The following is a 22,373-nucleotide window of genomic DNA, read 5'->3' as shown; positions in this document are numbered from 1 at the left end:
GTCACATCCGGTATCATTTCCCGCTCGTTCAGGGGGATGGTTTGGATATCGTGATGCAATTGGTCGACATCGTGCTGCATGTCGACAAGTCGTTGGGCTTGCTGATTCAGCAATACGGCGCATGGGTCTACGTGCTGCTGTTCGCCATCGTGTTCGCCGAAACCGGCCTCGTGGTGCTGCCTTTTCTGCCGGGCGACACGCTGCTGTTCATTGCCGGGGCCATGTGCGCCACGGGTCAGATGGATGCCTGGCTGCTCATCGTATTGCTGGTGATTGCCGCCACAACGGGCAACACCGTCAACTATTTCGTCGGCTCCTGGATCGGCCCCAAGGTATTCGACGGTCACATCCGCTTCCTCGATCACGAAGCGTTGATGAAAACGCACGGCTTCTATGAACGTCACGGCGGCAAGACGCTGGTGATGGCGCGCTTCATCCCGGTGGTGCGCACGTTCGCGCCGTTTGTGGCGGGCGTGTCGAAAATGACGTTCGCGAAGTTCCAGCTCTTCAACATGATCGGCGCCGTGCTGTGGGTGGCGATCCTGGTGCTGTCCGGCGAGGCGTTCGGTAATGTGCCCGTGATTCGCGATCACCTGAACACGATCGTACTGATCGGCCTGGGCGCGGCGATCGTGCCGCTGGCGCTGGGCGGACTGTGGAAGCTGCTCAAGCGCCGTCGCGGCGTGGCGCCGAAGTAGACGTCAGTTCAAATGCTTGCTCATGGCGCGCAGCGTTGGCATGCGCTCCTTGAGCTTGGCCGTATCGGCTGCATCGGGCCGGGCATCGACGTACGCTTCGAGATCTTCCAGCGCGGGCCGGAAGCACTCCAGATTGGCGTAGGCCAGCCCCCGGTCGCGCACCTCCTCGATGGAATCGGGGAGCAGAATCACCAGCCGCTGCTGCACCGCCAGCAGGCGCTGCCAGCGCGATTCCTGCAGGTAGATCGCCTTCAGATTGCGCAGCATGCGCGCGATGATCTCGCGGTGCGTGGCCACCTGCAGGAACACCCCGAGCGGCACCGAGTTCGGGTCTTCGATGCCTTCCTTTTCCAGGTACGGGTCGAGCATGTCCTGCAACTCTTCCTTCGACAGTGTCTGCCCCGTTAGCGGATCGAGCACGACCTCGCCCGCAGGAATGCTCATGCGCACCAGGAAGTGGTTGGGGAAAGACACGCCCTTGAGCGGCAGGCCGATCTGCTGCCCGATTTCCATCAGCAGCACGGCCAAGGAGATCGGAATGCCGCGCCGGCTCTGCAGCACCGCATTCAGATAAGAGTTCTCGGGGTCGTAGTAATCGTTTGCATTGGGGCCGAAGCCCAGCTCCCGATAGAAGAACTGATTGAGCAGGCGCAGGCGCTGGATGGCGGGCGTGCCCTCGGCGATGCGGTTTTTGATCCGCGCGACAAGCACGTCAATGGCGGCCAGCTCTGCCTGCAGGTCCAGATCCGGATACGCGTCCTGCGCAATCGACAGGGCGGTTTCTGTGAGAGGGATGCTGTCGTCGTCCGCGACCAGGGCCGAAAAGTAATCGAGGACTTTAGTGGTCATCAGATGGCCTTTTTTCGGAACGTGGAGAACTTCAATCCGGTGAGCCACAGTGTACCGAAATAGACCACCGCGCACAGGACCAGGCTTGCCCCGAGCAGCGCGATGCGCACAAGCGGCTTGGCGCCCAGTCCAACCCAATCAAAATTGCGGGCGAGCCACAGGAGCACACCGGCCAGCAGCAATACGGCTGACGTCACCTGCGCGATGAACAGCTTCCAGCCCGGCAGCGGGTGGTAATAACCGCGTCGGCGCAGGCCGAAGAACAGCAGCGCTGCATTGATGGTCGCGCCAAAGCTGATCGACAGCGCCAGCCCCGCGTGCCCGAAAATCGGCACGAAGACGTAGTTGGACAGCTGCGTCGCCACCAGCACCACCAGCGCAATCTTTACCGGCGTGCGAATGTCCTGCCGCGCATAGAAGCCGGGCGCCAGGATCTTGATGACAATCAGCCCGATCAGCCCGACGCCGTACGACGTCAGCGCCTGGCGCGTCATCTCGACGTCGATGCCGTTGAATTTGCCGTAATGAAAGAGCGTGGCCGTGAGCGGTGCGCCAAACACGAACAGCCCCACCGCAGAGGGCACCGCCAGCAGCACGGTCAGCCGCAGGCCCCAGTCGAGCAGCGATGAGTACTCTTCACGGTTGTTCTCGGCGCTGGCTTTGGACAGGCTTGGCAGCAGAATCGTCCCGAGCGCCACGCCCAGCAGCGCGGTGGGGAATTCCATCAGGCGGTCCGCGTAGTTCAGCCACGACACGCTGCCCGTGGGCAAGCGCGACGCAATGTTCGTATTGATGATCAGACTGATCTGAGCGACGGATACCGATAGCGTGGCCGGCAACATCTGCTTGAGCACGCGTCGTACGCCCGGGTGGTGCCATGCCGCCCGCACGTTGATCGACACGCGCGGCAGCATCCCGACCTTGCGCAGCGAGGGAATTTGAATGGCGAGTTGCAGGATGCCGCCTACCATCACCGCGTAGGCCTGCGCGTAGATTGGCGTTTCGAGGTGCGGCGCCACAAACACCGCCGCCACGATGAACGACAGGTTGAGCAGCACGGGCGTGAAAGCCGGCACCGCGAACTGCCGCCACGTATTCAGAATGCCCGACGCCAGCGCCACCAGCGACACCAGCCCGATGTACGGAAACATCACGCGCGTCATGAAGATCGCCGAGATGTAGGCCTGGCTTTCGTGCTCTTTGAAACCCGTCGCGACGGCGGTGACGATCAACGGCGCGCCAATCACGCCCAACGCCGAGATGATTACCAGGAACCACGTCATCACCGTCGCTACGGAGTCGACCAGCGCGCGTGTTTCAGCTTCGCCCTGGCGGTTCTTGAATTCACCCAGGATCGGCACGAACGCTTGCGAGAACGCGCCCTCGGCCGAAAGCCGGCGCAGCAGGTTGGGGATACGGAAGGCGACGTTGAAGGCGTCGGTGTAAACCGAGGCGCCGAAAGCGCGGGCGATGAGCGTCTCGCGAATGAGCCCCGTGATGCGCGAGAGCATCGTCAGGCCGCTGATCGTGGCGAGGGTTTTGAGGAGATTCAAGATGAATGCGTGGTTGGGCGCCGCCAGGGAGGCAAACACGGCGATGGCGGTCTGACCGACAGCACCATGCGGGGTTCGCGCCCGGCGTGACGAACGTGACCGGAGGACACAATTGCGGCCGTATTATAGGGATCGGCTCACCACGCGCCTAAAAGTGCCGCAGAAGCCCCAAACTGCACGTATCCGGGCGAATTCACAACAGGGTTTGCGTTGAAGGAAGAACTCTGCGTATAATTGCCGTCTTTCACCAATTTGCGCGCTTCGGCCTTCCGTGTCTCCCGGGGCGCTTGCTACCGTTTCTTCAGGGATTTTTCCATGGCAAACACCGCACAAGCACGCAAGCGCGCACGCCAAGCCGTCGTTCAGAACGCTCACAACTCGGCTCTGCGTTCGCGTCTGCGTACCGCAATCAAGGGCGTCCGCAAGGCTGTGGCCGCTGGCGACAAGACTGCCGCTGCTGCTGCATTCAAGACCGCCCAAAGCACGATCGACAGCATCGCTGACAAGAAGATCGTCCACAAGAACAAGGCTGCACGCGCCAAGTCGCGTCTGTCCGCTGCCATCAAGGCAATGGCTGCCTAAGTTCGGGTGATGCCGGCCTGGCCGGCATGGCGCGACAAGCAACGTCGCGCTCCGACGATAAAAAAGCCCGTCTTTGGACGGGCTTTTTGCATTCAGTGCGCCTCGAATGTGCGAGGCGCACCTTGGTGCGGCGGTCTTGGGGATTAGGCTTTCCCGGGAGCGCTGCCTTCCGGCAGGATGCAGGCTTCCACGAGCTGCAGGTTGTTGTCGTGCGCGAAGTTCAGCACGAAATCCAGCGCCTTGGGTTCGATGTCGCGCAGGCGCTCGTCAACGAACACGCTGCGGATGCCGCCCGACATGACGGGGCGCACATAGGGGGAGTAGGTGAAGCGGGGATCTCCGGTATCCCCGGCCGGGCGGAACTGCGCCATCACACCGCACAGCCGATCGGCCCAGTCGCTCGGGCGGAAGGTTTTTCCGTCGCGGGTGACGCCCTGGATAAAGAATTGGCGAGGGTTGGCTGCCATGGACTGCGTGGGGCTGTGGAGATTTGCAAACGACTTCGACCGTGCGGGTGCCGCAACGTTCGAACAGGGTGCACTTGTGGTGCGGATGATGCGCCTGCCTGGTTGCCGATTCGTGAACTGGGCAGACCGGCTTGTCGTGCCGGTTTGCGGACGGCTGGGGCATCCGAGGCAGCCAGTATTATATCTTATATAAGACTTTCATCGGCCTTTCACCCGGGCCTTTACGGTAGCGGCGCGCACTGGCGCGAAACTCGCCAAATGGGTGGCGATCCCGTATGATGGACTGAATCTTCAACAGGCAAGGCGGCTAGGGCGACGTGTCACGGGATGTTTCCGATGCGTCATCTGCAGGCCGCCTTCGTTGTTTTATGAACCCACCAAGCTCGATCAAGCACTACCTGCAGTTCAAGGACTTTTCGCTGGAAGAGTACGAATACCTGCTGGACCGTTCCGCGATCCTCAAGGCCAAGTTCAAGAACTACGAGACATGGCACCCGCTGCACGACCGCACGCTGGCCATGATCTTCGAGAAGAATTCCACACGTACGCGTCTGTCGTTCGAAGCTGGCATTCACCAGCTCGGCGGCCACGCGGTCTTCCTGAACACGCGCGATTCCCAGCTCGGGCGCGGTGAGCCGATCGAAGACGCGGCGCAGGTCATCTCCCGCATGACCGACATCATCATGATCCGCACCTTCGGGCAGGAGATCATCGAGCGCTTCGCTGCGCATTCGCGCGTGCCGGTCATCAACGGGCTGACCAACGAATACCACCCGTGCCAGGTGCTGGCCGACATCTTCACCTTCATCGAGCACCGTGGCCCCATCAAGGGCAAGACCGTCACCTGGGTGGGCGATGCCAACAACATGGCCTACACGTGGATCCAGGCAGCCGAGATCCTCGGTTTCCGCTTCCACTTTTCTGCGCCGAAGGGCTATCAGCTGGATGCGGCCATGGTAGCTGACTCCGCTTCGCCGTTCGTGCATGTGTTCGAGAGCCCGCTCGAGGCCTGCGACGGCGCGCATCTGGTGACCACCGACGTGTGGACCAGCATGGGCTACGAAGCCGAGAACGAAGCGCGCAAGAAGGCCTTTGGCGACTGGATGGTCACCGAGGCGATGATGCAGCGCGCACAACCCGATGCGCTGTTCATGCACTGCCTGCCCGCGCACCGGGGCGAGGAGGTCGAGGCAGCTGTCATCGACGGCAAGCAGAGCGTCGTGTGGGATGAGGCGGAGAACCGCCTGCACGTGCAGAAGGCGCTGATGGAATACCTGCTGTGCGGCCGCTACTAAGGCTGGCAGCCTAGATCTGCAGCCATGAAAAAGGCCGCTCCGATTGATGTCGGAGCGGCCTTTTTGCCTTGAAGCGGCAGGCGGTTACTTCTTGCCGCCGTCGAGTTGGGGCAGCGCGTTGGCAGTACCCAGCGACAGCAGGCCAGCCTTCGAGTAGATCGACAGTTTCTCGCGCGTGTCCATCAGGTCCAGGTTGCGCATGGTCAGTTGGCCGATGCGATCTGCCGGGCTGAACGGCGCGTCCTCGACCTTCTCCATCGACAGACGCTCAGGAGCGTAGGTCAGGTTGGGCGATTCGGTGTTCAGGATCGAGTAGTCGTTGCCGCGGCGCAGTTCCAGCGTAACGGTGCCGGTCACGGCGCGCGCCACCCAGCGCTGGGCGGTTTCGCGCAGCATGATCGCTTGCGGGTCGAACCAGCGACCTTGGTACAGCAGGCGGCCCAGGCGCAGACCGTTGATGCGGTACTGCTCGATGGTGTCTTCGTTGTGAATGCCGGTCACCAGGCGTTCGTAGGCGATGTGCAGCAGCGCCATCCCCGGGGCTTCGTAGATGCCGCGGCTCTTGGCTTCGATGATGCGGTTTTCGATCTGGTCGCTCATGCCCAGGCCGTGACGGCCGCCGATGCGGTTCAGCTCGAGGAACATCTCCACCGGGTCGGCAATCTCGCGGCCGTTGACGGCGACCGGACGGCCTTCGTCAAACGTGACCGACACTTCTTCCGCCTTGACCTCGACTTCCGGCTTCCAGAACGCCACGCCCATGATCGGGTTGACGATGCGGATGCCGCTGTTCAGGTGCTCCAGATCCTTGGCTTCGTGCGTGGCGCCCAGCATGTTGCTGTCCGTCGAGTAGGCTTTCTCGGCGCTCATCTTGTAGCCGAAACCTTCCTTCGTCATAAAGGCCGACATTTCGGCGCGGCCGCCCAGCTCGTCGATGAAGGCCTGGTCCAGCCACGGCTTGTAGATCTTCAGCGCCGGGTTGGTGAGCAGGCCGTAGCGGTAGAAGCGCTCGATGTCGTTGCCCTTGAAGGTCGAGCCGTCGCCCCAGATGTTGACGTCGTCTTCCTTCATGGCGGCGACCAGCATGGTGCCGGTCACGGCGCGGCCCAGCGGCGTGGTGTTGAAGTACGTGATGCCGCCAGTGCTGATGTGGAAGGCGCCGGACTGGATAGCGGCAATGCCTTCATTGGCCAGCTGCGGGCGGCAGTCGATCAGGCGGGCCTTCTCTGCACCGTACTCCATCGCCTTGCGCGGGATGGCATCGTAGTCTTCCTCATCGGGCTGGCCGAGATTGGCGGTGTAGGCATAGGGCAGCGCGCCCTTGTTCTTCATCCAGCGCAGCGCAGCGCTGGTGTCGAGACCGCCCGAGAAGGCAATGCCGACCTTCTGGCCGACGGGAACATGTTGCAGGATGGTTTCCATGGTGTGTCTCTTCAGTCTTTCAGTTCTTTGAACCTGTTCAGAATCCGTAGCGAGCGGTTCGAGGTTGGCCGGAGAAGCGCAGCCGTACACGGGTACGGCGAGCATCACAAGGTCAAGATCGAGCCGCGCAGTAGGATCCTGGACAGGTTCAGGCGTAGTGGCAGATGTAGTGGTAGGCCTCGGTCACCCGAATGTCGAACTTCGAGTTGGCCGGAACCTGGAAGCTTTCGCCGGCGCTGGACGTCTTCCATTCATCGGTGCCGTCGAGCTTGTATTCGCACGAGCCCCCCACGCATTCCATGATCTCGGCGGCGGCCGTGCCGAAGGTCAGCGTGGCCGGCAGCACCACGCCCACGGACTTCTTGGTGCCGTCGGGCAGGGTAAAGCTGTGGCTGACGCACTTTCCGTCGAAGTACACATTGGCCTTGGTGGTCAGGCGGACGCCGTCAAAGGTTTCGGTGGTCATGAAATGGAACGCGAAAAGGGTGGTCGTAGGGTCAAACCAGCCATTTTAGGCCATTGGACCGACCGCGGGTACGTCAGGCGAGTGCTGCTCGGGTCCATAGGCGTGCGATGTGGCGCAAGATGCCCAGCGCGCCCTCCGCCAGCCCGGTTACACCACCACCGGTTCAGGCTCGATGCGCACGCCAAAGCGCGCATGAACCGCATCCTGGATCTCGCGCGCCAGCGTCATCAACTGGACCGCGCTGCCGCCGCCTCGGTGCACCAGCACCAGCGCCTGTTTTTCATACACGCCCACTGCGCCGCTCTGCCGGCCCTTGAAGCCGCACTGATCGATCAACCAGCCGGCGGCGAGCTTGTAGCTGCCGTCGGGTTGCACATATCCGACCAGATTCGGGAAACGCTCGGCGAGGGCATCGCGCGTGGCGGCATCGACGATGGGGTTCTTGAAGAAACTGCCGGCGTTGCCGATTTCAGCCGGATCGGGCAGCTTGCGGCGGCGGATGGTGACCACCGCATCGAAGATGTCCTGCGCCGTCGGGCGGGCGATGTTCTGCGCGGCCAACTCGCGCGCGAGTTCGGCGTAATGCGTGTCGGGCTGCCAGTCGACCGGCAGGGCGAAGGTGACTTCGGTGATGACGTAGCGATCGGCGCCGGCGCGCTTGAAGAGGCTGTCGCGATAGCCGAAGGCGCAATCGGCGGCGGTGAGGGTGACGAATTCGCCGGCGTGGCGGTCGTAGGCGCGCAGCGAATGGAACCGGTCCTTGATCTCGACGCCGTATGCGCCAATGTTCTGGATGGGCGCGGCGCCCACCGTGCCCGGAATCAGCGCGAGGTTTTCCAGCCCAGGCAAACCATGCGCCACCGTGTGGGCGACCAGGCCATGCCACGATTCGCCCGCGCCTGCGGTGACGGTGTGGACTGCGCGGCCATCGACCATGCTTCGGCCGGTGGCGATGCCCGGAATCTCGATCAGCAGCACCAGGCCTTCGAAATCGCGCGTGAGCACGACATTGCTGCCACCGCCCAGCACCAACACCGGCAAGCCCTGCACGCGCGGGTCGGCCAGCGCGGCGGGAATGTCGTCCGGCGTGCGAACGTGGGCGGCGTAGCGCGCAGTGGCTTCGAAACGGAACGTGTTGTGCTGGCCTAGGGGATAATGCGTGTCGAGCAACGCCATGGCGCCAAATCTGCTGGGAAAGCCGAGATTATAGAAGCCATGGCGCACGCGGCCCCCGCACACAGGCGCCGCAGCAACCCGATTCAAGTCTGCAAGGAGAACACGATGCCGTCGTTTGACGTGGTATGCGAAGCCAACATGGTGGAAGTGAAGAACGCCGTGGAACAGGCCAACAAAGAGATCTCGACGCGATTCGACTTTAAAGGCTCCGACTCCCGCGTCGAGCACAAGGAGCAGGAACTGACCTTGTTTGCCGATGACGATTTCAAGATCGGCCAGGTCAACGATGTGCTGATGAACAAGCTCGCCAAGCGCAACGTCGACGTACGCTTTCTGGATTACCAGGACAAGCAGAAGATCGGCGGCGACAAGATGAAGCAGGTCGTCAAGATCAAGAAGGGCGTCTCTGGCGACTTGGCCAAGAAGATCGTCAAGACGATCAAGGACAGCAAAATCAAGGTGCAGGCGAGCATTCAGGGCGATGCGGTGCGTGTGACCGGCGCCAAGCGCGATGACCTGCAAAGCGTGATCGCCATGCTGCGCAAGGACGTGAGCGACACGCCGCTGGATTTCAATAACTTCCGCGACTGAGCCGGTCGCGCTTCCAAGCAAAACGCCCCGCACGAGCGGGGCGTTTGCATTTGCCGCGGCCAAACCTCACTGCGACAGCTTGGTCACCTTCAGTGCCGGATCGGCGGCGATGGCGGCTTCTGAAAACGGCAACCGGTTCCAGCGCTTGGCCGAGAACTCGCGCATCTGGTCGAACGCATGCGGTGAGGCCGGATCGGTCGATTCACCGTAGGTCAGAAGCGCATCGGCCACGGGGCCCTGATCGTCGAACGTGACGGTCTGGATGTAGCTCGTGCCGAAATACACCTGCAAGCCTTTCGGTCCGATCGGCGTGCTTTGCAACTTGTTCAGCACGCCTTCGTACTCCTCCCCGCCGTGCAGGGCGATGTCCCCGCCGGGCGCGTGTGCCGCCTGCACAGCGCCCAACGGCGCATCGAGCGCAAAGCCGGCCGTGCGGACGGCGCCCACGGCATCCTTCAACGCTTTGAACACGGCCGTGCGTACGGATGGATCGGCCATGCGCAGGCTGCGCGGCGTGTAGACAGGATCCGCCGGGTTGAAGTCGACCGCGTAGACATTCGGGATGTCCTTTGCGCGCATCCAGAACTCGCGGAACAGGTGTGCGGCTCGGGCGTCGACGTTGTCCGTCTGGTTCCATTGCGCAAGGGCCGCGCAGCCGTCGCGGACATCGGCATCGAGATTTGCCGTGGCTTTGCAGGCGGCCAGCAGATCGTCGCGCACGAGGTGGCCGGCGAGGTTTGCGTCGCGGAAGATCATCGCTTGCAGGTTCGGCAGATCGACCTTGTTGCCGGGCAGCCCGTCGGTGCCGTTCAGGCGGCGCTCGATTTCGATGATGCCGATGCGGGTGCGCAGGCGTTGCGGCACGTCGGTCGAACCCATCACCGGCGAGAAGCCGGTCAGCCTCTGCGCCGGGTTGGTCAGCCACGAGCTGTCGTTGCTGTTGGCGACGTAGTCATCGCGCTCGAGCACCGGCATGCGCGCTGGCGCCACGAGGCCTGGCACGGGCGATGCCGGATCGACGTGCCAGTTACACGCGCTGCGTGAACCGTCGAGCAGCACGAGGCCCACCCCCTTGAAGAGCTTGTCCGCCAGCGGTGACGGCGCGCAACGCTTGAGGGCTTCAGCCGATACATCCGGCGTGGTCGACACATCGGCAAACAGCGCACGGCCGTTGCGGTCGGTGGCAATCGTGTTCACCCACGGAATGCCGAGGTTGCCGATGGCCTGCCGGATGCCCACCACGTCCGTGGCTTGCGCGATATGCAGCCACGTATCGATGGAGCGCGTGTTGTTGCGATTGGCGTCGCGAAGCGTGTAGGCCTTCTGCGACGTCCACGGCATGCCACCGGCGGGCATCGACAGCACGGGGCCATACACCGTGTTGTAGAAGGTGTGGGTGCGGCGCTCGAGGCGGCCGTCCGGCAGCTTCACGTCAAAGGCCACGGTGCGCGTGGTCATCTTGTGCGGCTTGCCGTCGATCAGGTAGGTGGTCGGGTCGTTCTCGGCCAGCTTCAGCTCGAACAGCGTGAAGCGGCGGCCCGTGGAAACGGTGTGCGTCCACGCCACGTCTTTGTTGAAGCCGATGCTGACGACGGGGAAGGCGGCAATCGACGCGCCCATCACGTCCAGCTTGCCGGGCACGGTCAGGTGGACCTGGTAGAAGCGGTTGGTGGTCGTCCACGGGAAGTGCGGGTTGCCGAGCAGCACACCGCGACCGTTGCCCGTGGCGGCCTTGCCGAAGGCCCAGCCATTGGAGCCGATCGGCATGTCGCGCAGTTGCAGCTCGCGGTCAAGCGCGGCGGTGTCGACGGCATGCGGCGGAACGACCGCAGAGGCGGGCGCACCGCCCGGCGGCTGCGCGGCGACGATGCTTTGCAGCATGGCGCCCGCGCTTGCCTGGATGGCCTTTTCTTCGCCCATCAACATCATGTCGGCCACCGTAAGCGGGCGCACCCAGTCGGCATTGCGGCAGGCGGCCGGGCGGCTTGCGGCCGGCGTGTCTTTCAGATAGCGGTTGTAGCCCGCGATATAGCCGCGCAGCAGCTCGCGCGCTTCAGGTGACATCTGTGCATAGCCGGCGCGCAAGCCAGCTTCGTCGAATGCCCCCTTGAAGAAGGCGTCGGCTTGCGTGTTCGGCACCGGCTTGAACGACACCACGACCGCGCCGTCCGGCCCGAACGTCTTCGAACGTTCGCCGTTGACAGTGACGACCTGGTCGGCCAGCAGGCAGATGTTGTCCTGCGCATAGGCGTAGGCCATGCCGAAGCCAAGGCTGGCGTAATCGTTGGCGCGGACGTGGGGAATGCCGAAGCGGGTGCGGCTGATTTCGGCGGAAAGGCCGGTGTCCGAAGGCGTTGTCCAGCCGCTGTCTGTGCTGGCGCAGCCGGCCAGCGCCGCAAGTGCGGCCGTGGCAAGTGCGCTGCGCAGTGCGAATCCCTGCATGAATCGCTGCATCGTGCGTTGTCTCCTGATGTCGGTGTTGTTATGGGCGGGTGCGTCTGCGCGCAGCCACCGTCGCATCGTCAATCGGGCGGGGCTGATTCGAAAGAGGTATTCCCGCCAGAATTGGGGCCAATACCGCCACGCAGATTACCGCGCACGCCTATACTCGGGCATGCCGAAAATTGACCTGCTGACCTTTCCCGATGCCGCCTTTTCCACGTTGGCCACCGCTGCCGACACGCTTGGCGTGGCCAATGCGCTGGCTTCGATGCAGGCCGGCAAGCGGGCCAATGCCGCCAAGACGCCGGTGTTCGGCTGGCGACTTGTCGCTCGGGACCCTGCGCGTTGGCAGGCGGCCGCAGAGACGCTCGCTTGCCGTTGTGAGGCCCTACCGCAAGACGACGCGCAGTTGGGTGACGCGTTGATTGTCCCCCCGCTGCATTTCGACCACATCGGCACCCTGGAGCAGCGCCTGGCCTTGCTGGAAGCGGAGCGCGCCACAGTCCGCCGATATCTCGACGCGGGCCGGCTGGTGGCGTCGCCGTTCACTGGTGTGGCGATGTTGGCTGACGTACTGCCGCCCGGCCAGCGCCTGACCGTCACGTGGCTGATTGCCGGGTGGGTGCAGGGCAATTTTCCCAGTCTGAAGGTCGTGCCGGCACAGGCCATTGTCAGCAGCGGCAACGTCATCACCGCGCGGGCGATGGAACATGGCGTGGCGCTCATGCACCGCGTGGTTGCGCGATTGGCGGATGCGCGGCTCGCGCGCACACTGGGCAATACGGCGCTCGATCACCCGTCGCGCGGCGAGGCCATCGGCATATGGCTGCGCAGCAAACCGGCCATTCGCGACAGCGTCGTGCTGCGCGCGCGGCGATACCTGCAGCAGCATCTGCACGAACCGTTTCATCTCGGAAAACTCGCCGCAGCCGCCTCGACCAGCGAGCGGACGCTGCTGCGTCATTTCACGAAAACCGTGGGGATGTCGCCGCTGCAATTGCTGCACCGGCTGCGTGTGGAGCGCGCGTGTCACTTGCTGGAAGTCAGCACGCTGAGCCTGACGACGATTGCCGAGCAGTGCGGCTATCAGGACATGTCCGCCTTTCGGCGACTGATCCGGCGGCATACGGGGCGGCCGCCGGGAGCACATCGGCGCGCGCATTCGGTGCGCGCCGAGCTGCGAAATTAAGCTGTTTTCTTTTTCTCGCCGATGCGGCTTTCCTTGCCGGCGAGCAGCTTGGCGATATTGGCGCGGTGGCGCGCGATGAGGAGCACTGCCATCAGCGCAACCGCGCCGGCAATCCAGTCGAAGCCGTTCATCAACACATAGAAGAACGGCGCGAACACCGCCGACACCAGCGCCGCCAGCGACGAATAACGGAAGAACACCGCGATGATGAGCCACGTTGCCAGCGTGGCCAGCCCCAGCCACACGTTCAACGCCAGCAGGATGCCCGCTGCCGTGGCCACACCCTTGCCGCCCTCAAAGCGGTGGAACACCGGAAACAGGTGGCCCAGGAACACGGCGATCACTACCAGCGCAATGCCGGTCTCGTCCACGCCAAAGCGCGGCGCCAGCCATTGTGCCAGCCACACCGCCAGCCAGCCCTTGGCTGCGTCGCCGAGCAGCGTGAGAATGGCCGCCTTCTTATTGCCCGAGCGCAGCACGTTGGTGGCGCCGGGGTTGCCCGAGCCGTAGGTACGCGGGTCTGCCAGACCCATCGCGCGGCTGACCACCACGGCGAACGAGATCGAGCCGATCAGGTAGGCGGCCAGGGCAAAAATGACGGTTGCGACGACTGGAGACATAGGAAATCGATGAAATCAGGCTGCGGGATTGTAGCGTGCCGCATAGGTTGCCCCAGCCGCCGTGCTCGTTTCAATCGGGGTTTGCACAGTTGACGGGCTGCGCGTTCAGCACGGTCGTCAGCACGCTCGGCGCGAGGCTCACGAGAAAGCCCCGCCTGCCGCCGTTGATGTAGATGCGCTCAAGCTCCAGCACGCTCGCCTCCACATACACCGGCATCGCCTTGCGCACCCCAAACGGGGACGTGCCGCCGACGAGATAGCCGCTGTGCCGCTGCGCCACTTCGGGCTTGCAGGGCTGTACGGACTTGCGGCCGGTCTGGCGTGCGAGGTTCTTGGTCGAGACCGAACAATCGCCGTGCATCAGCACGATCAGCGGCTTGGCGTGCTCATCTTCCATCACCAGCGTCTTGATGACGTGGTGCTCGTCCACGCCCAACTGACGCGACGACTCTGTTGTGCCGCCCTTGTCGACATAGTCGTAGGTGTGTTCGGCAAACACCACGCCATGCGCCTTGAGATACTGGGTGGCGGGCGTCTCGGAAACGTGCTTTGACTTGCTCATACGGGGCAGTGAAGAACGGTCGCTATCCGCGTGGATGGTGCTGCGCATGGAGTGTGCGCAGCCGCTCGCGCGCGACGTGAGTGTAGATCTGCGTGGTGGAAATATCCGCGTGGCCGAGCAGCATCTGCACGACGCGCAAGTCTGCGCCGTGGTTTAGCAGGTGCGTGGCAAACGCGTGCCGCAACGTATGCGGAGACAACGGGGCGTGGATATCGGCGAGCAGCGCATAGCGTTTGATGAGGTACCAGAACGCCTGGCGCGTCATGCCTTCGCCGCGCGCGGTCACGAACAGCGCGTCAGCCGTACGTTCGCCCAGCAGCGCCGTGCGGCCATCGCGTAAATAGCGCCGCAGCCAGTCGCCCGCTTCGGCGCCGAACGGCACCAGGCGGTCCTTGCCGCCCTTGCCGCCGACCACACGCACCACGCCTTCGTTCAGGCCGACTTCCACCGTTTTCAGCGCGACGATTTCCGACACGCGCAGCCCGCTCGCATACATCAGCTCGATCATCGCGCGGTCGCGCAGGCCGAGCGGCGTGTCGACATCCGGCGCGTTGATGAGCGCCTCGACTTGGGTTTCGGACAGCGTCTTCGGAAAGCGGGGCGGCTGCTTGGCCGTCGGCAGCAGGCGCGACGGATCGGTGCTCACCACGTGCTCGCGCAGCGCCCACTGGAAGAAGCGCTTGAAGACGGTGCGGCGCCGGTTGGCCGACGATGCACGGCTCTCGGCATGGCGTGCGGCGAAGTAATCGGCCAGGTCGCCGTCTTCGGTTTCGGCGATGGACTTGCCGCGCTCGGCCAGCCAGTGCGCGTAGAGCGTCAAGTCGCGCCGGTACGCATCCAGCGTATTGCGGGCGAGGCCGTCCTCCAGCCACAGTGCGTCGCAGAAGCGCTGGATGGCGTCTGCGCTCTGCGGCGACAGGGACGGCGCTTCGGCGTCTTTCCGTGCGGCCTTTCTCATATCAGCATCACGCCTTCGTGGCGCAGCAGCCAGTGCTTGATGTTCAGCAGGTAGCCATCGGTGTGGTGCGAAAACCCGCCGATACCGGACGCGCTCACCACGCGGTGGCAGGGGATGAGGATGGGGAACCAGTTGTCGCCGCATGCCTGCCCGACCGCTCGGGGCACGCTGCCGATCTGTTGCGCGATGGTGCCGTAAGTGATGACACTGCCGCACGGGATGGCGCTGATGGCCTGCCACACGCGGAGCTGGAAATCTGTGCCGGCGGGTGCGAGCGGGATGTCGAATGTCGCGCGCGCGTCGCTGTAGTACGCGTCGAGCTGGCGAGCCAGCCTGGCGATCAACGCGTCGGATGAATCGACAGTCGGCGTACTTTCGGGCAGATAAGCGAGTTCGCGCAGCGCAACGTTGGCCACGCGCACGCCCAGCTTGCCGAAGGGCGCTTCGAGAACGGCGTCGAAAGGGGATCGCATGACGGAGGCCGGCGCTGAAAACAATCCCGCGAATCTAGCACAGGCCCCCGGCGGGCAGCGTTACTGCTCCAGCTTGATGTTCTGCTGCTTGACGAGGGTGCGCATCTTTTCGAATTCGCGCTTAATTTCGGCCGTGTATTGCTGCGGCGTGTTGCCCACAGGCTCGGCACCGGCGCCGCGAAATCGATCGACCAGGCCCGGTTCTTTCAGCGCCTTGACCGAAGCTTCGTTGAGCTTGCGAATGACCTCGTCCGGCGTGCCGGCCGGCGCGACGAGTCCGTACCATGCAGGGTCGTTTGCATCTTTCAGGCCGACTTCGGCAAAGGTCGGCACGTCGGGCAGGCTATCGATGCGCTTGTTCCACGCCACCACGATCGGCCGCAGCTTGCCGCTCTTGATGAACTGCATGGACGAGGGCAGGTTGTCGACCATGATCGGCACCTGGTTGGCCAGCACGTCGTTCAGCGCCGGGCCCGCACCGCGATACGGCACATGGACCATCTGCGTTTTGGTTAGCACCTTGAACGCTTCACCCAGCATGTGGCCGATGCCACAGGTGCCGGATGTCGCGAACGAATATTTGCCGGGGTTGGCCGTCAGCGCCGCGACAAATTCCTTGTAGTTCTTAGCCGGAAAGGTCGGGTTGACCGCAATCACGTTGGCCACCGTGGCCAGATTGGTGATCGGCTTGAAATCCTTCAGCGGGTCGTACGAAAGCTTCGGGTTGCACGCCGGGTTGACCGCATGCGTGGAGACGGTGGCGATGCCAATCGTGTAGCCATCCGGCGCGGCCTTGGCGATGGCATCGGCGCCGATCGACCCGCCGCCGCCGCCCTTGTTTTCCACGACCACGGCCTGGCCCAGCACCTTCGATAGCTGATCGGCCACGCTGCGCCCGACGATGTCGGTCGTGCCGCCCGGCGGAAATGGAATGATCAGCTTGAGCGGCTTGGCGGGATAGTTGTCGGCCACTGCTGGACCGCACAACGCCATGCCTGCGGCGCCGATCAGGTTGGCGATCAGTCGTCCCTTGGGCATCGTCATCCTCCTTGTGGCTTGGTGCGCGTTCTGCGTTCTTGTAGGAATCTGCTGAATAGCACAACTGCAAACGCCAACCACGCGGCGACCGGGGAAACCCTGAAAAGCCGATCGTCAGGCTGTCAGCTTCCGAGCAACCCGTTTTTCAGCTCGCGGTCCACCGGGCTGTTGCCGATGAAGATGCTGAGCACGGCCTGGTAGAAATCTTCGCCGGGGATGGCCTTGGTGCGCGCCACGCCATTGATGCTGATGGTGGTGCCAGCATCGGGGGCGTAGTCGAAGTTGATGGTGTCGCCGCGCTTGGTGGAGCCGATCTGGCGCATCGCGTCTTCCAGCTGCGTGAGCCGGTCGGCGAGCTTCTGCATTTGAATTTCGGTCTGGTTGCGATGGATGCCGTCGTTCAATGCGTGGATGAACGTGTCGGCGCCCACATTGCGCAACGGATGAATCTGCAACCGCTTCGGGCCTTTCATGCCGAGGACGACGGCCGCGTTCTTTGCGCGCTCGGGCAGATACAGACCCGCGACATAGCCCTTGATAACGAACACCGAACGCAGGCCCGTGCCGTTGAGCAGCAGTTCGCGGCCGGCCACGCGCGCGGCGTCGTCGAAGGGCACCCCCTCGACGTTCACCGTGGACCATGCCGGGCTCACACACGCGGCGCAGAGCAATGCGCCAAGGATGCCGTCGCGCCACGCGCGTGCAATCCAGGATGCGCGGACACGGATTGCAGCCTGCAATGCGCAACGGAGATCAACAAGAGCGGAAAACATCGATGTGAGCGGTTTAGGATTAGGCCGCCATTTTCCCGATATTTTATTAAGAAACAATTGGTGTCTGCCCTGATGCCCAAGCGTTTGCGTACTAGGCGGTATAAGGGTCTGCCTGTGCCAGCATTAAGGTGCATTCATGGGTTTGTGCTAACCGCGTATTGTTTTGTTTTTAAAACAATCTGCAAGCAACGTAAAAAACAGATTAACCACGCGTCACAGTGTTGATGCACTGGTACGTTGCGCCACAGGGAGTGCTCACGTCATTGGGCGAGCGCCCATGCGACGTGTTCACGCACGAGTTCCGACGCGTGTTCAGCGCGTTCATGCAGGGCGGCCGTCAGCAGCGTGCGCGTTGTATCCAGCAGCTGCCCGCGCAGCGCGTTGCCGATCGCCACGGCAATGTTGCGCAGCCAGCGCTCGTGCCCGATGCGGCGGATGGGGCTGCCCTCGAGCCGTTGGTTGAATTCGGTGTCCGTCCAGCTGAACAGCTCAGCCAGCGTAGCCGCGTCCAGTCCGTTGCGCACGTCAAAGTCCGCCAGGTTGGCCGGTACGGCAAACTTGTTCCACGGGCAGATGAGCTGGCAGTCGTCGCAGCCATAGACGCGGTTGCCCATCGCCGGGCGCAGCTCAACCGGAATGCTCCCCTTATGCTCGATGGTCAGATACGAGATGCAACGGCGAGCATCCACCGTGTATGGCGCGACGATGGCCTGCGTAGGGCAGACGTCGATGCAGCGCGTGCAATTGCCGCAGTGGGGCTCCGCGGGCGGATCAACGGGAAACGGGAGGTCGACGAGGATTTCTCCGAGAAAGAACATCGAGCCCGCATCGCGGTCGAGCAGCAGCGTGTGTTTGCCGCGCCAGCCGAGGCCGCCGTTCGTGGCCAGTGCGACTTCCAGGACCGGCGCTGAATCGGTGAACACGCGAAAGCCGTACGGCCCGACAGCGACCGCAATCTTTTCCGCCAGCTTCTGCAGGCGTTGGCGCAGCACCTTGTGATAGTCGCGGCCCCGGGCGTACAGGGAGATGGTCGCGTCTTCTGGGCGGCGCAGCCGGTCCCACTCGACGGTGCGCCAATCGCTGCCGGCCTTTCGCGGATCGTTCAGATGTGGCAGATACGGCATGCGTGCGACGATCGCGCGTACCGTTCCGGCAACAAGTTCGGCCGGGCGTGCGCGGAGCATGCCATGGTTCGCCATATAATCCATGTCACCGTGAAACCCCTGCGCAAGCCACGTCTGGAGCCCTTCTTCAGCGTGCGACAGGTCGACATCGGCGATGCGGACCGCATCGAAACCGAGTTCGGCACCCCAGGAGCGAATCTGCGCGACAAGCGCGTGCATGCCGGCCGCATCGGCTGGCAGGCGTGCATGCAGGTTCGTTTCGGGCGATGACGTGGGGGTGGCGGACATGCCCAAATTGTACGCAATGCCCACCGTGCTCCCTGCTGACGCGCCTTCTGGTCTGACCCCTCCGCTCGCCGAGCGCACGCTTTCGCTCACCGATGAAGCGGCCACGTCGGCCTTTGGTGCGTCGCTCGCGCAGGCCGTGCGGGCATTGGGCGCGCGGCCCGTGCAGGTGCAGCTTTCCGGCGATCTGGGCGCGGGCAAGACGACGCTCTCTCGCGCCATCCTGCGCGGCCTCGGACACACCGGGCGCGTGCGCAGTCCCACCTATACGCTGGTCGAGCCGTACGACGTTGCCGGAACTACGGGCACGCAGAAGGTCTATCACTTCGATCTGTATCGCTTTGCCGATCCGGAAGAGTGGACCGACGCCGGCTTCCGCGATTGCTTTGCCGAACCCGCGCTGTGTCTCGTCGAATGGCCAGAGAAGGCGCAGGCGCTGCTGGGCACGCCTGACTTGCACATCGCTTTATCGGTCGACGTTGTGCACGAAACCTACGATGACGGCGTTGAGCATGCACCGCGCGCCGCACGCCTGAGCGCACGCACACAGACCGGCATTCAACTTCTACAGTCGCTGCAACACCTGTTCCCATGCTGATCAAGCATCTGCCGACCGACCAACCGGATGATCCCCACCTGCCGAGCCAGGCCCGCCGCCAATGGCTCTCGCGCATGGCCAAGGCTGGCGCAGGCACGGTCATCCTGAGCCTGGTGGGCCCGCAGATTGCGCGCGGCGCCAACATCGTCGCCGTACGCGTGTGGCCCGCCGAGGACTACACACGCGTGACGATCGAATCCGACGTCGCGCTCAAGGCCACGCATCAGCTCATCAAGGATCCGGATCGGCTGATGGTCGACATCGACGGGCTCGAACTGAACCCGACCTTGCGCGAGCTGGTCGCCAAGATTGCGCCGAACGATCCGTACATCCGCCAGGTGCGCGTGGGTCAGAACCGGCCGAGCGTCGTGCGTCTGGTGTTCGACCTGAAGGAAAGCGTCAACCCACAGGTGTTCACGCTGCTGCCGATTGCCGGCTATCGGAACCGGCTGGTGTTCGACCTGTACCCGACCAACCCGCCCGACCCGCTGATGCAGCTCGTGCAGGCCACCGAGGGCAAGCAGGAGCGCTTTGCTGCGTCCGGCGGCACGCCCATGCCGGCGCCGTCGGATGACGATGATCCGATCGCCGCGCTGGCACGCCGCGATAGCAGCGCAAGCCCTACCAAGCCAGCGATCGAAGAGCCGCAACCTCCGGCACTTGCGAGCCGTACACCGCCTCGCAAGGCGCCGCCTCCCACGTCGACGACCTCTCCGTCGACGCTCGCCAACGCGCCGAACACGCCGCCGCTGGAGGTCCTTCCCGAGCAACCCGTGCCGCGTGCGCCGTCGAGCGGCCCGCGCATGCGCCGCCTGCTTACGGTCGCCATCGACCCCGGCCATGGCGGCGAAGACCCGGGCGCCACGGGCGGCGCCGGCACGCACGAGAAAGACGTGGTGCTGTCGATCGCTCGCATGCTCAAGGCCAAGATCGACGCCCAGCCCAACATGCGCGCCATGATGACGCGCGATTCCGACTACTTCGTCCCGCTGGGCGTGCGCGTGCAGAAGGCGCGCCGCGTGCAGGCGGATCTGTTCGTCTCCATCCACGCCGATGCATTCGTCACCCCGGAAGCGCGCGGTGCCTCGGTGTTCGTGCTTTCGGATCGCGGCGCCTCCAGCGCGCAGGCCAAGTGGCTCGCCAACAAGGAAAACGCCGCCGACATGATCGGCGGTGCCAATCTCGGCTCGAAAGACGCCCAGGTCACGCGCGTGCTGTTGGATTTGTCGACCACCGCCCAGATCGGCGACAGCATGAAGGTCGGCAAGGCCGTGCTGGACCAGATCGGCGGCATCAACCGGCTGCACAAGGGGCAGGTGGAGCAGGCGGGTTTTGCGGTGCTCAAGGCGCCCGACATTCCGTCGATCCTCGTCGAGACGGCCTTCATCTCCAACCCGGAAGAAGAAGCCAAGCTCAACGACCTGGGGCACCAGAACCAGCTTGCCGAGGCGATCCTGCGCGGCATTCGCGCCTACTTTGCCAAGAACCCGCCGTTGTCGCGCAACCCGGGCGTCTGACGCATGACGAAAATTGTGCTGCGCGAGGGCGGTGCGTCTGACGCCAGCGTCATCGCCGACATCCACACGCGAAGCTGGCAGAGCGCGTATCGCGGGCTCGGCATCCTGACCGACGCGTATCTCGATGACGTGGCCAACGTGGAGATGCAGGCCAAGTGGCACGAACGCATGGCTGCACCCCCGGCCGGGCAATACGTGTGGTGTGCCGATCTGAACGGCGAGACCATTGGGTTTCTGTGTGCCTTGCGTGGGGACGATACGCCCTGGGGCGCGCTGGTCGACAACCTGCATCTGCTGCCGGCGTCACGCGGCCATGGTGTCGGCAAGCGCCTGATGGGCGAAGCGGCGCGCTGGGCCGCGGCTCAGGGCATCACACAGTTACATCTGCTGGTGTACGAGGCGAACACCGCCGCGATCGGCTTCTACGAAGCCCTGGGCGGTGTGTCGGTCAGCCGCGACTGGCTGGAGACGGCCGATGGCGGGCACGCTTGGGTGCGCACCTACCACTGGCCAGAAGCGGAATTCGAGAATCTGACGCGCTTGCCTTGATCAAGCCACGCGGCTCGCCGGGGTAGCTGGGCTGTTCTCGGCGTGGGCCACGCGATCCGCATACCTGCGCGCGAGCGTCGAGCACACGATCAGCTGCAACTGGTGATAGATCATCAGCGGCAGCACAATCAGGCCGAGCGCGGAGTTGCCGGCAAACAGGATCTTCCCCATCGGCACGCCGTTCGCCAGGCTCTTCTTCGAGCCGCAGAACACGGCGGTGATTTCGTCGGCAAGGTTGAAGCCCGCGCGCCGCGACAGCCATGTCGTTGCACCGAGCACGACGAACAGCAGCGCGCTGCTCATGACCGCCACGGCCACGATGGTCTCCCACGGATACTTCGACCACACCCCTGCGTGCGTCGAATCGGCAAACGAGTTGAACACGATCAGCAGGATCACCGCGCGGTCGACCTTGCTGATGATCGCCTTGTGCTTGTTGATGAAGCCGCCGAGCACCGGGCGCAGCAACTGACCCAGCACGAACGGCAGCAGCAGTTGTTCTGCCACGCCCAGCAGCGCCTTGCCCACCGACAGGTCCGCGCCCGACGCCTGGATCACAAAGCTCATCAGCAGCGGCGTGGCGATCATGCCGATCAGCCCCGAGATCGTTGCATTGAAGATGGCGGCCGGTACGTTCCCCTTGGCCATGGCTGTCATCGCCACCGACGACGAGACGGTGGACGGCAGCGCGCACAGATAGAACACGCCCAACAACAGCTCAGCCGGAATGAACGGCTTGCAGACAAACAGAATGACCGCGCCGATCAGCGGAAACAGGATGAACGTGCAGCTCTGCACGAACAAATGCAGGCGCCAGTTACGCGCGCCTTCCACGATTTTCTCGCGCGAGAGCGCTGCGCCGTGCAGGAAGAACACCAGCGATACGCCGACGATGGTGACGATGTCGAGTCGCAGCGGCCCATCGCTCGCGCCTAGCGCGGGGAAGAACAGGGCGAGCGCGACCATCACGAGCATGGCGCGGATAAACCCATCGATCTGGGACAACAACGGAGACAACAGCGGAATCTTCATGTGCGTGCGCGGTCACCATTACATGACGGCGCGGTTGGATGGCGGGATAGCCGCTATTGCACAACATCCCTATCTAGAATACAAATGCATTGATCAAATCAATTCATACGCTAT

At 63.7% G+C, this 22,373-nt stretch carries 23 protein-coding genes; 8 read left to right on the top strand and 15 right to left on the bottom strand.

Features of this window, described 5'->3' with window-relative positions; translation table 11 throughout:
* Positions 1-53 precede the first annotated feature (53 nt).
* Complete coding sequence (locus N5B55_RS12290) at positions 54-698, top strand: VTT domain-containing protein (RefSeq protein WP_037027145.1); 645 nt, start codon at positions 54-56, stop codon at positions 696-698.
* A gap of 3 nt (positions 699-701) precedes the next feature.
* Here the strand turns inward: N5B55_RS12290 and N5B55_RS12285 are convergent, their stop codons facing one another.
* Together N5B55_RS12285 and murJ are read right to left on the bottom strand one after the other, a co-directional pair.
* Entirely contained in the window at positions 702-1,547 is an 846-nt protein-coding gene (locus N5B55_RS12285; protein WP_065859801.1) for a SirB1 family protein, read from the bottom strand.
* The gene (gene murJ, locus N5B55_RS12280; protein ID WP_041668532.1) at positions 1,547-3,100 is read right to left on the bottom strand and encodes a murein biosynthesis integral membrane protein MurJ; all 1,554 of its coding nucleotides are present in this window, start codon (positions 3,098-3,100) and stop codon (positions 1,547-1,549) included. Before murJ ends, N5B55_RS12285 begins: the two co-directional genes overlap by 1 nt.
* A 315-nt stretch (positions 3,101-3,415) precedes the next feature.
* On the opposite strand from murJ, the gene rpsT reads away from it, so the two are divergent.
* Positions 3,416-3,682: a 30S ribosomal protein S20 gene (gene rpsT, locus N5B55_RS12275; protein WP_004631753.1), complete on the top strand. Its 267-nt coding sequence runs from the start codon at positions 3,416-3,418 to the stop codon at positions 3,680-3,682.
* A 143-nt stretch (positions 3,683-3,825) separates the two neighbouring features.
* Here rpsT and N5B55_RS12270 read toward each other — a convergent pair whose 3' ends face one another.
* The gene (locus tag N5B55_RS12270) at positions 3,826-4,149 is read right to left on the bottom strand and encodes a DUF3579 domain-containing protein (RefSeq protein WP_304538310.1); all 324 of its coding nucleotides are present in this window, start codon (positions 4,147-4,149) and stop codon (positions 3,826-3,828) included.
* Positions 4,150-4,517: 368 nt separating this feature from the next.
* Here N5B55_RS12270 and argF point away from each other — a divergent pair, with 368 nt between their 5' ends.
* The gene (gene argF, locus N5B55_RS12265) at positions 4,518-5,444 is read left to right on the top strand and encodes an ornithine carbamoyltransferase (RefSeq protein WP_065859799.1); all 927 of its coding nucleotides are present in this window, start codon (positions 4,518-4,520) and stop codon (positions 5,442-5,444) included.
* 84 nt (positions 5,445-5,528) lie between these two features.
* Here argF and argG read toward each other — a convergent pair whose 3' ends face one another.
* The 3 genes from argG to murB all read right to left on the bottom strand — a co-directional run bounded on the left by argG (position 5,529) and on the right by murB (position 8,508).
* Positions 5,529-6,866: an argininosuccinate synthase gene (gene argG / locus N5B55_RS12260; protein WP_065859798.1), complete on the bottom strand. Its 1,338-nt coding sequence runs from the start codon at positions 6,864-6,866 to the stop codon at positions 5,529-5,531.
* A 148-nt stretch (positions 6,867-7,014) separates the two neighbouring features.
* Positions 7,015-7,332 carry a pyrimidine/purine nucleoside phosphorylase gene (locus tag N5B55_RS12255; protein ID WP_065859797.1) on the bottom strand — a complete coding sequence of 106 codons (318 nt, stop codon included), beginning with the start codon at positions 7,330-7,332 and terminating at the stop codon, positions 7,015-7,017.
* Positions 7,333-7,479: 147 nt separating this feature from the next.
* A complete protein-coding gene (murB, locus tag N5B55_RS12250) occupies positions 7,480-8,508 on the bottom strand; it encodes a UDP-N-acetylmuramate dehydrogenase (RefSeq protein WP_304538309.1) in 1,029 nt (342 codons plus the stop codon).
* A 105-nt stretch (positions 8,509-8,613) separates the two neighbouring features.
* On the opposite strand from murB, the gene N5B55_RS12245 reads away from it, so the two are divergent.
* Positions 8,614-9,099 (top strand): YajQ family cyclic di-GMP-binding protein, encoded by a 486-nt coding sequence (locus tag N5B55_RS12245; RefSeq protein WP_009241389.1) that lies wholly within the window; start codon positions 8,614-8,616, stop codon positions 9,097-9,099.
* A 66-nt stretch (positions 9,100-9,165) separates the two neighbouring features.
* Here the strand turns inward: N5B55_RS12245 and N5B55_RS12240 are convergent, their stop codons facing one another.
* A complete protein-coding gene (locus N5B55_RS12240; protein ID WP_304538308.1) occupies positions 9,166-11,553 on the bottom strand; it encodes an acylase in 2,388 nt (795 codons plus the stop codon).
* Between the two features lie 160 nt (positions 11,554-11,713).
* On the opposite strand from N5B55_RS12240, the gene N5B55_RS12235 reads away from it, so the two are divergent.
* Positions 11,714-12,730, top strand: a complete 1,017-nt coding sequence (locus N5B55_RS12235) for a GlxA family transcriptional regulator (protein ID WP_304538307.1) — start codon at positions 11,714-11,716, stop codon at positions 12,728-12,730.
* On the opposite strand, the gene plsY is transcribed toward N5B55_RS12235, so the two are convergent.
* The 7 genes from plsY to queG form a co-directional block, all read right to left on the bottom strand.
* Positions 12,727-13,350 carry a glycerol-3-phosphate 1-O-acyltransferase PlsY gene (gene plsY, locus N5B55_RS12230; protein WP_065859793.1) on the bottom strand — a complete coding sequence of 208 codons (624 nt, stop codon included), beginning with the start codon at positions 13,348-13,350 and terminating at the stop codon, positions 12,727-12,729. The genes N5B55_RS12235 and plsY overlap by 4 nt on opposite strands.
* 70 nt (positions 13,351-13,420) lie before the next feature.
* The gene (ybaK, locus tag N5B55_RS12225) at positions 13,421-13,912 is read right to left on the bottom strand and encodes a Cys-tRNA(Pro) deacylase (protein ID WP_116575675.1); all 492 of its coding nucleotides are present in this window, start codon (positions 13,910-13,912) and stop codon (positions 13,421-13,423) included.
* A gap of 22 nt (positions 13,913-13,934) precedes the next feature.
* The gene (xerD, locus tag N5B55_RS12220) at positions 13,935-14,870 is read right to left on the bottom strand and encodes a site-specific tyrosine recombinase XerD (protein ID WP_304538306.1); all 936 of its coding nucleotides are present in this window, start codon (positions 14,868-14,870) and stop codon (positions 13,935-13,937) included.
* Positions 14,867-15,343: a methylated-DNA--[protein]-cysteine S-methyltransferase gene (locus N5B55_RS12215; protein ID WP_304538305.1), complete on the bottom strand. Its 477-nt coding sequence runs from the start codon at positions 15,341-15,343 to the stop codon at positions 14,867-14,869. Before N5B55_RS12215 ends, xerD begins: the two co-directional genes overlap by 4 nt.
* Before the next feature lie 60 nt (positions 15,344-15,403).
* Positions 15,404-16,381, bottom strand: a complete 978-nt coding sequence (locus tag N5B55_RS12210) for a tripartite tricarboxylate transporter substrate binding protein BugE (RefSeq protein ID WP_304538304.1) — start codon at positions 16,379-16,381, stop codon at positions 15,404-15,406.
* Between the two features lie 122 nt (positions 16,382-16,503).
* Positions 16,504-17,154, bottom strand: a complete 651-nt coding sequence (locus tag N5B55_RS12205) for a chalcone isomerase family protein (RefSeq protein ID WP_304538303.1) — start codon at positions 17,152-17,154, stop codon at positions 16,504-16,506.
* Positions 17,155-17,414: 260 nt separating this feature from the next.
* Positions 17,415-18,566 carry a tRNA epoxyqueuosine(34) reductase QueG gene (gene queG / locus N5B55_RS12200; RefSeq protein ID WP_304538302.1) on the bottom strand — a complete coding sequence of 384 codons (1,152 nt, stop codon included), beginning with the start codon at positions 18,564-18,566 and terminating at the stop codon, positions 17,415-17,417.
* 16 nt (positions 18,567-18,582) lie between these two features.
* On the opposite strand from queG, the gene tsaE reads away from it, so the two are divergent.
* Genes tsaE through N5B55_RS12185 form a run of 3 tightly spaced genes read left to right on the top strand, consistent with a single transcriptional unit; the run spans position 18,583 to position 21,227 of the window.
* Positions 18,583-19,161, top strand: a complete 579-nt coding sequence (gene tsaE / locus N5B55_RS12195) for a tRNA (adenosine(37)-N6)-threonylcarbamoyltransferase complex ATPase subunit type 1 TsaE (protein ID WP_304539792.1) — start codon at positions 18,583-18,585, stop codon at positions 19,159-19,161.
* Entirely contained in the window at positions 19,155-20,678 is a 1,524-nt protein-coding gene (locus tag N5B55_RS12190; protein ID WP_154206761.1) for an N-acetylmuramoyl-L-alanine amidase, read from the top strand. The genes tsaE and N5B55_RS12190 overlap by 7 nt, the downstream gene beginning before the upstream one ends.
* Positions 20,679-20,681: 3 nt before the next feature.
* Positions 20,682-21,227 (top strand): GNAT family N-acetyltransferase, encoded by a 546-nt coding sequence (locus tag N5B55_RS12185; protein WP_304538301.1) that lies wholly within the window; start codon positions 20,682-20,684, stop codon positions 21,225-21,227.
* Here the strand turns inward: N5B55_RS12185 and N5B55_RS12180 are convergent, their stop codons facing one another.
* Entirely contained in the window at positions 21,228-22,259 is a 1,032-nt protein-coding gene (locus N5B55_RS12180) for a bile acid:sodium symporter family protein (RefSeq protein WP_065859784.1), read from the bottom strand.
* Positions 22,260-22,373: the final 114 nt, after the last annotated feature.

The sequence above is a fragment of the Ralstonia pickettii genome (assembly GCF_030582395.1).
GTDB lineage: Bacteria > Pseudomonadota > Gammaproteobacteria > Burkholderiales > Burkholderiaceae > Ralstonia > Ralstonia pickettii_D.
This window is presented reverse-complemented; position numbering and strand designations above follow the sequence as displayed.

What these genes read in the sequence shown, in the direction of transcription:
- N5B55_RS12190 (WP_154206761.1), top strand. Translation starts at nt 19,155, where the DNA reads ATGCTGATCAAGCATCTGCCGACCGACCAACCGGATGATCCCCACCTG.
- N5B55_RS12210 (WP_304538304.1), bottom strand. Translation starts at nt 16,381, where the DNA reads ATGCCCAAGGGACGACTGATCGCCAACCTGATCGGCGCCGCAGGCATG.
- N5B55_RS12270 (WP_304538310.1), bottom strand. Translation starts at nt 4,149, where the DNA reads ATGGCAGCCAACCCTCGCCAATTCTTTATCCAGGGCGTCACCCGCGAC.
- N5B55_RS12185 (WP_304538301.1), top strand. Translation starts at nt 20,682, where the DNA reads ATGACGAAAATTGTGCTGCGCGAGGGCGGTGCGTCTGACGCCAGCGTC.
- xerD (WP_304538306.1), bottom strand. Translation starts at nt 14,870, where the DNA reads ATGAGAAAGGCCGCACGGAAAGACGCCGAAGCGCCGTCCCTGTCGCCG.
- N5B55_RS12285 (WP_065859801.1), bottom strand. Translation starts at nt 1,547, where the DNA reads ATGACCACTAAAGTCCTCGATTACTTTTCGGCCCTGGTCGCGGACGAC.
- argG (WP_065859798.1), bottom strand. Translation starts at nt 6,866, where the DNA reads ATGGAAACCATCCTGCAACATGTTCCCGTCGGCCAGAAGGTCGGCATT.
- tsaE (WP_304539792.1), top strand. Translation starts at nt 18,583, where the DNA reads ATGCCCACCGTGCTCCCTGCTGACGCGCCTTCTGGTCTGACCCCTCCG.
- ybaK (WP_116575675.1), bottom strand. Translation starts at nt 13,912, where the DNA reads ATGAGCAAGTCAAAGCACGTTTCCGAGACGCCCGCCACCCAGTATCTC.
- murB (WP_304538309.1), bottom strand. Translation starts at nt 8,508, where the DNA reads ATGGCGTTGCTCGACACGCATTATCCCCTAGGCCAGCACAACACGTTC.
- N5B55_RS12240 (WP_304538308.1), bottom strand. Translation starts at nt 11,553, where the DNA reads ATGCAGCGATTCATGCAGGGATTCGCACTGCGCAGCGCACTTGCCACG.
- N5B55_RS12245 (WP_009241389.1), top strand. Translation starts at nt 8,614, where the DNA reads ATGCCGTCGTTTGACGTGGTATGCGAAGCCAACATGGTGGAAGTGAAG.
- N5B55_RS12180 (WP_065859784.1), bottom strand. Translation starts at nt 22,259, where the DNA reads ATGAAGATTCCGCTGTTGTCTCCGTTGTTGTCCCAGATCGATGGGTTT.
- plsY (WP_065859793.1), bottom strand. Translation starts at nt 13,350, where the DNA reads ATGTCTCCAGTCGTCGCAACCGTCATTTTTGCCCTGGCCGCCTACCTG.
- rpsT (WP_004631753.1), top strand. Translation starts at nt 3,416, where the DNA reads ATGGCAAACACCGCACAAGCACGCAAGCGCGCACGCCAAGCCGTCGTT.
- N5B55_RS12235 (WP_304538307.1), top strand. Translation starts at nt 11,714, where the DNA reads ATGCCGAAAATTGACCTGCTGACCTTTCCCGATGCCGCCTTTTCCACG.
- N5B55_RS12205 (WP_304538303.1), bottom strand. Translation starts at nt 17,154, where the DNA reads ATGTTTTCCGCTCTTGTTGATCTCCGTTGCGCATTGCAGGCTGCAATC.
- N5B55_RS12215 (WP_304538305.1), bottom strand. Translation starts at nt 15,343, where the DNA reads ATGCGATCCCCTTTCGACGCCGTTCTCGAAGCGCCCTTCGGCAAGCTG.
- argF (WP_065859799.1), top strand. Translation starts at nt 4,518, where the DNA reads ATGAACCCACCAAGCTCGATCAAGCACTACCTGCAGTTCAAGGACTTT.
- N5B55_RS12290 (WP_037027145.1), top strand. Translation starts at nt 54, where the DNA reads ATGCAATTGGTCGACATCGTGCTGCATGTCGACAAGTCGTTGGGCTTG.
- N5B55_RS12255 (WP_065859797.1), bottom strand. Translation starts at nt 7,332, where the DNA reads ATGACCACCGAAACCTTTGACGGCGTCCGCCTGACCACCAAGGCCAAT.
- queG (WP_304538302.1), bottom strand. Translation starts at nt 18,566, where the DNA reads ATGTCCGCCACCCCCACGTCATCGCCCGAAACGAACCTGCATGCACGC.